Raw genomic sequence first — 12156 nt, 5'->3', positions numbered from 1 at the left:
AATTGATATCATGACCAAAATAGGAATAGAAAAAACATGCCTATATTTCACAAGGATCTTGATGAAATCGTTAACGTTAAACATGGCTTATTTTTTCAGGTTTTCTAAGCAAATACCAAGTAATCAAAACGACAATGCCTGTCAATATTGCGGTAGACCAACTTGTCATATGAATAGCATGGGTAAAAGAGAACTCTGCTGAATTTACCAATCGCTGCCTTGCTGTATCTGCCAACGAATCAGCAACTGTATAAGCGCCGGCCAAAGTTTCCAGCGCTAATTTGGTTTGATCTTGAGAAATGGCATCAGGCAGTTTTAGGTTCAACCGATAAAAAGCTGTTAATAATCCACCGATAATAGTTGTCCCAAAAACAACGCCAACTTCATATGCTGTTTCACTGATTGCCGAAGCGGAGCCAGTTTTCGAAGAGGGTACAGCTGAAAGTATTAATTCATTGGAAACAGAAGCAATCGCACCTATACCTGAACACAACAATACAAAAGTTATGATAATGGAAGTCAGACTACTACCCACCCAAGCTATCAGTAAAAATGCCAAGCCCGCCAAAGCGAGCAGCAGAGGTAGTAACCAGTATGCCGGAACTCTCTTAGCAACAGACACGATTGCCATCCCAACCACAACTGCCATTATTTGCCCTGGAACCAACGCAAAACTAGCTAACAGAGGTTCTATACTTAACACTATTTGTAGAAACTGGGTAGCAAAAAAGACAAAACCAACTAATAGACCTAAGCTTAGCAAGTTCACCATAACTGAACCGGCAAATACACCATTATGGAACAGCGAAATATCCATCAGTGGTACAGGTAACTTGTGTTGTCTACGTATAAAACTTCTTCCACTCATCAAACCGATCGCTGATGCAGCGATAGCTTCAATTCCAACTCCATTACTAGCGATATGCTTAATGGCATACACAATACCTATCATCGCGATAATCGATAATAAAACGCTATAACCATCAATAAACCCTGTTTGTTTGTCAGATGCAGGCAATAAAATGGGACCAAAAATTAATAGGGGTATCAATACGGGAACAGCCAGCAAGAAAATGGAATTCCAGTTGAAATATTGCAATAAGACACCGCCAATGATCGGCCCTAGCGCTGAACCAACGGTAAGAGTGGTTGCCCAAATAGCAACGGCAACACGACGCTGTTCACGATCAACAAAAAGACAACTAATTAAGGCCAATGTTGATGGCATCAGCATTGCGCCAAAAAAACCAAGAGCTGCGCGGCCAACAATCAGCTGTTCTGGCGATGTGGATAATGCGGTTAAAACTGAAATAATAGTGAACCCCAACGATCCCAACAGCAATAACATCCGGTGACCGACACGATCGCCAATACTTCCCATAGAAACCAGCAATCCTGCCAGGACTAAAGAATAAGCATCTATTATCCATAATTGCTGATTAGCACTCGGCTCCAACGCTCTGGCTATTTTTGGCAAAGCAAATCCCAAGATGGTATTGTCCACCGTCACTAATAAAACGGGTAACATTAACACTAACAATCCAAACCAGCTACGTAATCCAGCTTGTTTATTCAAACTGATATTCTTATTCAATGACATCACCTATAACTCCTACGGTCATAGTTTAATTATGAAAAAGAAATGCCATAAATTGGTTATAACCAATGCAACCTTTTTCATATTTTCTAAGATTTATAAGATTATTGGAGGAATAATGTATACGCATTAAACTTCAAGTTGCAATTTACAACACTCTATGAAACCTGATTTCTTCCCGCTTCGCGGGAAGAAATCACACTCATCTTGAAGTTAGATTGGTATAAATTATGAAATCACTAAACAATAAAAGTATGTTATTAATAAAAAACAGACAATTATTTTAATGATTAAGGAGATGGGTTAACTCTGGCTAACTGTAAAAATAATAAAACTCCATCCACACCGGTACGTTAGTGGAAGTTGTTTGAGATAGAAATTTATGTGAAATTTGAAGCATCGTCATAGTAAGAATGTCCAAGATAATTCCATAACCAACTGATTTATTTTCATCAGTTTTGAACGTACTTTCTTAAGAGCCAATTATACTTTCTCGATTAATAATATTGAAAAAATAAAAATAATCAATTAAATTTATTCGACCTACATCATGTTTTAGCCCATTTCATGGTCATGTATTCAATCTGTTGATTTGAATTAAATATAATATTTTCGTTCAATGAATGTACCAATGACTTTATCATGCATTTCAATTGACTTTGAGTAACCCAGTATTTTACTGGTGACATGTTGTAAGCATTAAAATTATCAGTACACCAGAAAACGACATTAAATCGGGATAATTTTTTCAGAAGTTTTTTCAGTGTCTTCTGACTTCGACTACCGAAAACATAAGCGATCACTCGCTTCATACGAGGCTCCCATGCATACCATAACCAACGTTGCTGCTTTTTATTTCCAATAAATGACCACATTTCATCAACTTCACAGATAAGCTGAGTGTCCAGATTATCGAGTGGGAAAGTGGTTACGTCCCGTGGGTTGAGTTTTTTAAAACGCGGACAACAGCATTAATGCTGATATGCAATGCCCGTGCAGTATCACGAATACCTGAATTATTTAGAGGCTAGATCAACGACTTGTTATTTTATCCCCGCTTGACATGCTCGATAAGCATACTCAAGTTGAAAAGTACGTTTACAGGATAAGCAGCGGTAACGTTGATGACCCGCATCGCCTTTACCGTGTTTTTTTACAAATTCTGTTTGCTGACAAAATCGACACTTTACTTCAACCGTTGCCATTTTATTTCCCCCGAAGAATAGCGATTATACATAATCAACAATGGATTAAATACATGACCCCAAATACCATCAAAACACAGCAAAGAAAGTCATGTAAAAACAAGACATTGTCCGCGTGTTTTGAAAGGCTTAATTCTTAAGATCCTCATATGTTATACGACTATATTAATTATCTTACCGGGAACGAATATATATCTTTTTACAGAGGTACTTTTAGTCCATTTTTGTATGGCTGGATGAGAAAATACTTTCTTTTTTATTTCATCAGCATCTGTAGATACGTCGAATAATAAACGAGCTCTGACTTTTCCATTAACCATTACAGGATATTCAATTTTACTATTCTGAAGATACTCTTCATTTATTTCAGGATATTTTTGATTGATGACATATCCGCTATTAAAAAGACTATTAGTCCAAATTTCCTGGCTTGTATATACCGCAAAAGGCGATAACGCGACAATTAGCTTCTCTAATATTTCTCTCTTGTAACATTCTAATTTAGTAAGTTCATTAACGCATATCATAAAAGCAGTAATGGCTGTGTTAAATGACAGGCGTTCAATATCATCTGATACTTTACTCATCATTCTATGTAATATCTGAAGTTCCTCTTCAGTTGGGGCATCATCGTTAACCTGTATGTTGCCATTATTATCAATGAAAAGTTTCCACAATTTATTGAAGAATTTATTAATACCTTCAATGCCATTGAGATTCCATGGTTTTGGTTGTTGGATTGGCCCAAGAAACATTTCGTATAACCGAAATGTGTCTGCACTATATTTATCTATAATTTCATCTGGTGTGATTGTATTATATTTTGACTTCGACATTTTTTCAATCTGCCAGTCACAGTAGAATTTATCTCCTTCCATAATAAATTCACTCTGAGAATAATCAGAACGCCAACTTTTAAAAGCACTAATATTCAACGTATCATCTTTATTTATATACCTGACATCTACATGCAAACGCTGAGTATCATATTTATCTTTTAAATTTGAGGATACGAATGTGTTGGTTCCTTTTATCCTGTAAGCAAAGGATGAGCGTCCCAAGATCATTCCCTGATTGACGATTCTTTTAAAAGGTTCCTCGAAATCGATGTGGTTCAGATCATATAAGAATAAATTCCAGAAACGAGAGTAAAGTAGGTGTCCGGTTGCATGCTCACTTCCCCCCATATAGAAGTCAACGCTATTCCAATAGGTTGCTGCATCTTTTTCGACAAAAACATTATCACTGGCAGGTGACATATATCGCAGGAAATACCAACTGGAACCAGCCCATCCTGGCATGGTGGTGAGTTCGTAATTATATTTGCCTTTATATAACCATTCTTTTGCCCTTGCTAAAGGCGGTCGTCCATCTGCAGTAGGCAGGTAAGTATCCACATTAGGAAGCTCAAGTGGTAACTCAGTTAATGGCAATGCCTTGGGAATGTTATTTTCATCATAGTAAATGGGAATAGGTTCTCCCCAGTAACGCTGGCGACCAAAAACGGCATCTCTGATTTTATAAATTGTTTGCTTTTTACCAATACCATTAGTTTTAATATAATCAAACATTTTTTCACGTGCACGAACAGCATCATTACCATTCAGGAAATAGGAGTTTATGATTTCATCTGATTCACTATTCATCACATGTAAAATATCTAATGCATATTTATCAGCAAATCGTTTATCTCTTTCGTCACTACCAGGCACCGCCATGATGGCCCCTGAAGCATAATTCGCAAGCACGTAATCAGCAATCCAGATTGGTATTGATTTACCTGTAATCGGGTGTACAGCATAACTACCCGTGAATATTCCATTGACATTATTTATGTCACTGATTTTTTCCAATTCACTTAAGATTTCATTTTTTGAGATAAAAGATTCTATCTCTTCTCTGTTTTCATTTTTTATCAGAGTTTGTATATGCTTATGTCCTGGGGAAATACATATGAATGTTACACCAAACAATGTTTCTGGTCTTGTAGTAAAAATCTCAATATGTTGTTTATTATCTTTAACCTTAAAGTTGATTATCGCACCTTCGGAACGCCCAATCCAGTTACGTTGTATTTCCTTTAAAGAGTCTGACCATTGCAAATGTTCAAGGTTATTTAACAGGCGATCCGCATATGCAGTAATCCTCATCATCCACTGTTTCATTTTTCTTCTTTCGACGGGATAACCGCCACGCTCTGACAAGCCATCAATGACTTCATCATTTGCCAAAACGGTTCCTAATTGCGGACACCAATTAACCGTTGCATAGGATAGATATGCCAGACGATATTGCATTAAAATATCAGATTGTTCGATTTCTGAAAGTTCGTTCCATTCAGCAGCGGTAAACTCAGTCGCGTCATTGTCTTTTGCAGCATCGATCCCGCTGGACCCATTATACTCAAAATACTCAACCAAAGACGCTATGCTTTTAGCTTTACCTTCTTCCTGATCGTACCAAGAGTTAAATAACTCAATAAAAACCCATTGTGTCCACCGATAGTATGCCTTTTCTGATGTTCTGAATTCCCTTTGTTTATCTAATGATAACCCCATCCTGCGAAGTTGATTCGTGAAATTATTAATATTAATATCGGTCGTGATAGCAGGATGTTGTCCAGTTTCTATTGCATACTGTTCAGCAGGCAATCCGAATGAATCAAATCCCATCGCATGTAAAACGTTATATCCCTGCAATCTTTTAAATCTGCATAAAATATCAGTTGCTATATAACCAATCGGGTGACCAACATGCAAACCAGCGCCTGAAGGATAAGGGAACATGTCGAGACAATAAAATTTCTTTTGTTTTGAAATATCTGATGTTGAATAAATGTCATTCTGTTCCCAGTCATTATTCCAGCGTTCTTCGAATTCTTTATGATCGGATAAAGCCATTTATTCATTACCTACTTATTGTTGTTTATGTGAAACTCTATATTAATAGAGTATAACCATCAATAATTGTCAATATAGATGTTATAGTTTATAAAACTGAACAATTCGTTTATTTTTCGTTTAAGTTTCCATTGATTTTTATTTGATTTACGATATCAATTTGGATATGTTGGTCACCCTGCATACATTTTATAATAAACGCATCTTTTACGATTGCATCATAAAAATTTCATTGATAAAAAAACAGTGCCAGAAATATTTCTGACACTGTTTTCGTTGAGTCTCGTTAATTTATTTATAACTAACGATAATCTTCAATTGGCGCACAAGAGCAATGTAAATTACGATCACCGTAAACATCATCAAGACGTTTAACTGTCGGCCAATATTTATTGGCTTTCGTTTCCGCCGTTGGGAAAACGGCAACTTCACGGCTATATGCATGATCCCAATCAGAAACCAGTTCAGCCTGAACGTGTGGCGCATTAACCAATGGGTTGTCTTCCAAAGGCCATTCTCCACTTGCCACTTTGCTGATCTCTTGCCGAATTGCCAGCATTGCGTCAATAAAGCGATCAATTTCAACTTTACTCTCTGATTCCGTTGGTTCAACCATCAGAGTTCCCGCAACCGGGAATGACATGGTTGGTGCATGGAAACCATAGTCAATCAAACGCTTGGCGATATCCATCTCGCTGATGCCGAATTCTTCTTTCAGTGGACGAATGTCCAGAATACATTCGTGAGCAACATAGCCATTACGTCCGGTATAGAGGATCTCATAAGCCCCTTTCAGGCGGCTTGCAATGTAGTTGGCATTCAAGATCGCAACCTGGCTGGCTTGTTTCAGCCCTTGTGCTCCCATCATGCGAATATACATCCAGCTAATCGGCAGGATAGAGGCACTACCAAACGGTGCTGCGGATACCGCACCTAATGTCGTAACTTCATCCATTTCCACTACGGAATGGCCCGGCACAAATGGCGCAAGATGTTTTTTCACGCCAATTGGCCCCATGCCTGGACCACCGCCGCCGTGTGGGATACAGAAGGTTTTATGCAAGTTCAGATGCGAAACATCTGCGCCAATAAAGCCCGGTGTAGTAATACCCACTTGTGCGTTCATGTTCGCGCCATCAAGGTAAACCTGACCACCGTTTTGGTGAATAATTTCGCAAATCTCACGAATGGTTTCTTCATAAACACCGTGAGTTGATGGGTAAGTCACCATGATACAAGCAAGATTGTCACTGTGTTTTTCTGCTTTTTCACGCAAATCAGCCAGATCGATGTTGCCTTCTTTATCACAGTTCACAACAATCACCGTCATACCCGCCATATGAGCAGATGCCGGGTTTGTACCATGCGCAGAGCTTGGAATTAAGCAAATATGGCGATGTTGTTCTCCACGGCTGGCGTAATAGCGACGAATTGCCAGCAGGCCCGCATATTCTCCTTGTGCGCCAGAATTAGGCTGCATACAGAATGCGTCATATCCGGTCAGCAATACCAGCCAATGAGAAAGCTGGCTGATCATCTGGTGATAACCCTGGGCTTGTTCTGGCGGGCAGAAAGGATGCATATCGGTAAATTCAGGCCAGGTAATCGGCATGATCTCCGCTGCCGCATTCAGCTTCATGGTGCATGAACCCAACGGGATCATGGCTTGATTCAGCGCCAGATCTTTACGCTCCAGACTGTGCATATAACGCATCATGTCGGTTTCACTGTGGTAACGACGGAAATTATTATGTGTTAAAATTTCGTCATTACGCAACATGGCGGCTGGAATAGATTGGCTGCCTGTCGCAACTTCACGATCAAGAGCATCAATATCCAGGACTGAATCAGAACCTGTTATCACTTGATACAGGGTTAATAGATCATCACGGCTGTTTTTTTCACTCAAGGATACACCGACAGCACCAAGAATATCAGTACGTAAGTTAATCTGTGCTTTAGCCGCTCTTGCCAGTACCTGAGCCTTATCTGATACCTCAATCGCTAATGTATCAAACCATGTCTTATGACGTAGTGTGATACCCGCCTTTTGCAAACCAACAGCCAGAATATCTGTCAATCGGTGAATACGGTTGGCAATGCGCTTCAAACCTTCAGAACCGTGATAAACAGCGTACATTCCCGCAATATTGGCCAGTAAAACTTGCGAGGTACAAATATTGGAATTCGCTTTTTCACGGCGAATATGCTGTTCGCGGGTTTGCATCGCCATACGCAATGCTCTGTTACCCGCAGCATCACGGGAAACACCGATAATACGACCCGGCATAGAGCGTTTGAATTCATCTCTGCATGCAAAGAAAGCGGCATGAGGGCCGCCATATCCCATCGGTACACCAAAACGCTGTGCAGAACCAAATACAATATCAGCACCTTGTTTACCCGGCGCGGTCAATATAACCAATGCCATGAAATCCGCGGCAACGCTGACAATGATTTTACGCTCTTTCAGTTTTGCAATCAGGTCACTGTAATCATGGACTTCACCCGTCGTTCCCGTTTGTTGCAGCAGGACACCAAAGATCCCTTCCAGTTCCAGTGCTTTTTCTGCTTTATCAACAATGACTTCAAATCCAAATGTTTCAGCACGGGTACGCACTACATCCAACGTTTGTGGGTGAATATCATCTGCCACAAAGAAACGTTCAGCGCTTTTCAGCTTGCTGATCCGCTTTGCCATTGCCATCGCTTCTGCGGCAGCTGTTGCTTCATCCAATAGTGAAGCCGAAGCAAGATCTAAGCCTGTCAGGTCAATGGTGACTTGCTGAAAGTTCAACAAGGCTTCTAAGCGGCCTTGAGAGACTTCCGGTTGATAAGGGGTATATGCGGTATACCAGCCCGGATTTTCCAGCAAATTACGCAAAATCACGGGAGGAAGAATGGCGGGTGAGTAACCCATACCAATATACGATTGATAGCGCTGATTCTGATTTGCTATCGCTTTCAATTCAGCCAATGCCTGTTGTTCAGTCACTCCCTCACCAAGCGCAGGAGGCTCTGATAATGCGATATCACGGGGAACGATTTTATCGGTCAGATCATCAAGAGAATTTGCACCTATTATCGCCAGCATCTCTGTTTGCTGTTCAGCTGAAGAACCAATGTGGCGACGAATGAATTCACCTTGGTGTTCAAGTTGGATTAATGTCTGAGTCATTGATGATAATTTCCTGAAACTAGCTATGCCTTTTATCTTTCAAGTTACCGTCTTGTTGTCTATCACTTGAAATCTATTGGCTATAAAAAAACAGCACAAAAAAAATGCCCCATTCACAATGTGATATGGGGCGATTCAAAATAATTACTCGTCTTCTTCCAAGAGTGACCGATAACTTTCGGCATCAAGCAAATTAGCGAGTTCACTCTCATCAGCTATTTTAACGCGGAACAACCAACCTTCGTTATAGGGTTCACTGTTCACTAATTCGGGAGAATTTTCCAGATCAGGGTTAACCGCAATAATCTTACCACTCACTGGTGCGTAGATATCAGAAGCCGCTTTGACTGACTCTACAACAGCACAATCATCACCACTATTTACTTCTGTGCCTATTTCCGGCAAATCAACAAATACCATATCTCCCAATAACTTCTGGGCATGTTCGGTAATACCTACGGTATATTCACCATTGCCTTCCGAGCGAACCCACTCATGTGATTCTGTATATTTCAATTCTGCTGGTACATGACTCATCGTTGCCTTCTCCTTGTTTTTATCACTCTACAAGTGGTTTTCCCATCCGCACAAAACCCGGTTTAACAACCTGTACGGGCATTTCTCGATTACGGATCTGGACAACCGCCTGTTCACCAATACCTTGCGGTACACGTGCAAGGGCTATACTAAATCCTAAAGTTGGGGAGAATGTTCCACTGGTAATCACGCCTGAACGCATTTCACCGGAATCATCAGTGAAGTTGACCGTTAAGCCACCACGCAATACTCCCTTTTCACGCATGACCAGTCCAACCAATTGATCAGTACCCGTTTCGCGTTGTCTTTCCAATGCTTCACGACCAATGAAGTGGCGATCTTCCGGTTTCCAGGCAATTGTCCATCCCATGTTGGCGGCCAGAGGTGAAACAGTTTCATCCATTTCTTGGCCATAAAGGTTCATGCCCGCTTCAAGACGCAATGTGTCACGCGCTCCCAATCCAGTCGGTTTCACGCCTACTGCTAACAACTGTTGCCAAAAATCTGCCGCTTGTTCTTTAGGCAGTGCAATTTCATAACCTGCTTCACCGGTATAACCCGTCGTTGCAATAAATAGATTTCCCGACTGGACGCCAAAGAAAGGTTTCATACCCGTTACCGCTTGCTTCTGCGCATCACTTAGCAATGATTGCACTTTGGCTTGCGCGTTTGGCCCCTGGACAGCAATCAGAGCCAAATCATCACGTACGGTAACTTCAACATCATATTTCTCAGCATGTTGGTAAATCCACGCCAGGTCTTTCTCGCGGGTCGCCGAATTCACAACCATGCGATAAGCATTATCAGTGAAAAAATAGACAATGAGATCATCAATGACGCCGCCAGATGCATTTAGCATTGCGGTATATAACGCCTTGCCCTGTTCGGTGAGTTTGGCAATGTCATTGGCCAGAAGATAGCGGAGAAAATCACGGCAATCTGGACCGTGTAGATCCACAATTGTCATATGGGAAACGTCGAACATACCAGCATCAGCACGCACTGTATGATGTTCGTCAATTTGTGAACCATAGTGCAGGGGCATCATCCAGCCATGAAAATCTACCATGCGTGCTCCGCATGCCAGATGTTGATCATATAGTGGGGTGTGTTTTGACATTATTTCCCTCTTTACATTCTTGACATGAAAACATTCGTGACCTGAAAAAACATACGGCGCATTAACCGGCAGGTGTTGGATCATGAAGCAAAGAAGCGGTTAATCACGCAAACGATACCTTGGGATCAGAAGTTATCACTGAAATAGGAAATGAACCATAAAATAAATTAGCTGCATTGCCGCAGCAATCCGAAATGGCACGGATTGCCATGCAGAATTTTTGTCTGATTTATTGCACAAAAATACTCAAAATTTTTAACAAATGGCAAAAAAACAATCTTTTTAGGTTGAAAAAAGGCTAAAGTGTGAAGTAAATCGACTTAACACACTTTAGCCTGATATGAGAAAAACTAATTCTAATTCATGGGCTGAATTAGATTTTTTCAACCGAAGCGGTTTGGGTGATCAGCCAATCAGGAAGGTCATTGAGTCCCATGGCATGACGAAGCAATTGCGGCTTCATTCCCGGTAAGTGATCAGCCAGTGTTAATCCAATTCCACGCAATAATTTTTTAGCGGGGTTATTGCCATCAAATAGCTGACGAAAACCCTGCATACCTGCAAGCATGACCGCAGCACTGTGTTTGCGGCGACGTTCATAACGTCCCAAATAGAGATATTGACCGATGTCTTTCCCTTGCTGGTTTAAGCGGCTCAATTCACCTATCAGTTCTGCTACATCCATAAATCCAAGATTAACACCCTGACCAGCCAGTGGGTGGATAGTGTGTGCCGCATCGCCTAATAGCGCCAATCGATGAGCAGCAAAATTGCGGGCATAACGCCCTGTTAATGGGATAGTTTGTCGATCACTGACCAGTTCACATTGACCAAGACGCATATCAAATGTCGCGCTTAATTGCCGATTAAACAGTGTCGGTTCCATAGATTTGCGCTGTTGCGCAGATTCAGCCGGCTGTGACCACACAATCGAACATAAGTGAGGATCTGGCAGTGGCAGGAAAGCCAGTATTCCATCACCGTGGAAAACCTGGCGTGCAACACCTTCATGAGGCTGCTCAGTCCGAATTGTCGCGACCAAGGCATGGTGTTCATAATCCCAGAAAGTCAGCGGAATATCCGCATGTTGACGCAACCAAGAGTGGGCACCGTCTGCACCAATGACCAGGCGTGAAGTCAGCATTCTTCCATCGGATAATGTGATAAAGGCTTCGTTTTCTCCCCAGGCAACGTTCTTAAGGGAAGATGGGGTGAAGATCATGATATCTGGCAAATTTTCCGCACGTTGCCAGAGCGCTTGCCGGATCACATGGTTTTCGATGATATGCCCCAGATGAGTCAAGCCATTTTCCGCTGCATTAAACTCAATACGCCCGAAACTGTCCCGATCCCAAACGTCCATTCCTTGATATGGACAGGCTCGCATTGCAAGAATATCTTGCCAGACACCAAGGTGGGTGAGTAATCGTTCACTGGCTGCATTGATGGCTGAAACACGTAACGCATATTCATCATTGATACCAAATGGCTTTGTCGGTGGGTGCTCTTCTACAATCGCGATGCGCAAGCCACTACCTTGTAAACCACAAGCCAGCGCAAGGCCAACCATTCCGCCCCCTGCGATCACCACATCAAATGATTGCATTTTTTCTTTCCTC

At 41.4% G+C, this 12156-nt stretch carries 6 protein-coding genes and 1 pseudogene; all 7 read right to left on the bottom strand.

The genetic code is table 11. The annotated features are described in order from the left end of the window. Positions 1-76: 76 nt before the first annotated feature. A complete protein-coding gene (locus WDV74_RS04000) occupies positions 77-1600 on the bottom strand; it encodes an MFS transporter (RefSeq protein WP_338884770.1) in 1524 nt (507 codons plus the stop codon). 594 nt (positions 1601-2194) lie between these two features. After that, positions 2195-2802 (bottom strand): annotated as a pseudogene (locus tag WDV74_RS03995) (IS1 family transposase). 152 nt (positions 2803-2954) lie between these two features. After that, positions 2955-5702 (bottom strand): leucine--tRNA ligase, encoded by a 2748-nt coding sequence (leuS, locus tag WDV74_RS03990; protein ID WP_338884768.1) that lies wholly within the window; start codon positions 5700-5702, stop codon positions 2955-2957. 301 nt (positions 5703-6003) lie between these two features. Then, entirely contained in the window at positions 6004-8880 is a 2877-nt protein-coding gene (gcvP, locus tag WDV74_RS03985) for an aminomethyl-transferring glycine dehydrogenase (RefSeq protein WP_338884766.1), read from the bottom strand. A gap of 144 nt (positions 8881-9024) precedes the next feature. Further along, entirely contained in the window at positions 9025-9417 is a 393-nt protein-coding gene (gene gcvH / locus WDV74_RS03980) for a glycine cleavage system protein GcvH (protein ID WP_338884764.1), read from the bottom strand. Between the two features lie 22 nt (positions 9418-9439). Further along, positions 9440-10537, bottom strand: coding sequence for a glycine cleavage system aminomethyltransferase GcvT (gene gcvT / locus WDV74_RS03975; RefSeq protein WP_189760608.1), 1098 nt, complete (start codon positions 10535-10537; stop codon positions 9440-9442). Positions 10538-10910: 373 nt separating this feature from the next. Then, positions 10911-12143: an FAD-dependent 2-octaprenylphenol hydroxylase gene (gene ubiI / locus WDV74_RS03970; protein WP_338884762.1), complete on the bottom strand. Its 1233-nt coding sequence runs from the start codon at positions 12141-12143 to the stop codon at positions 10911-10913. Positions 12144-12156: the final 13 nt, after the last annotated feature.

The sequence above is a fragment of the Xenorhabdus sp. TH1 genome, from assembly GCF_037260955.1.
Lineage (GTDB): Bacteria > Pseudomonadota > Gammaproteobacteria > Enterobacterales > Enterobacteriaceae > Xenorhabdus > Xenorhabdus griffiniae.
The sequence above is the reverse complement of the archived record's forward strand: the minus strand, read 5'-3'. Positions and strand labels throughout refer to the sequence as shown.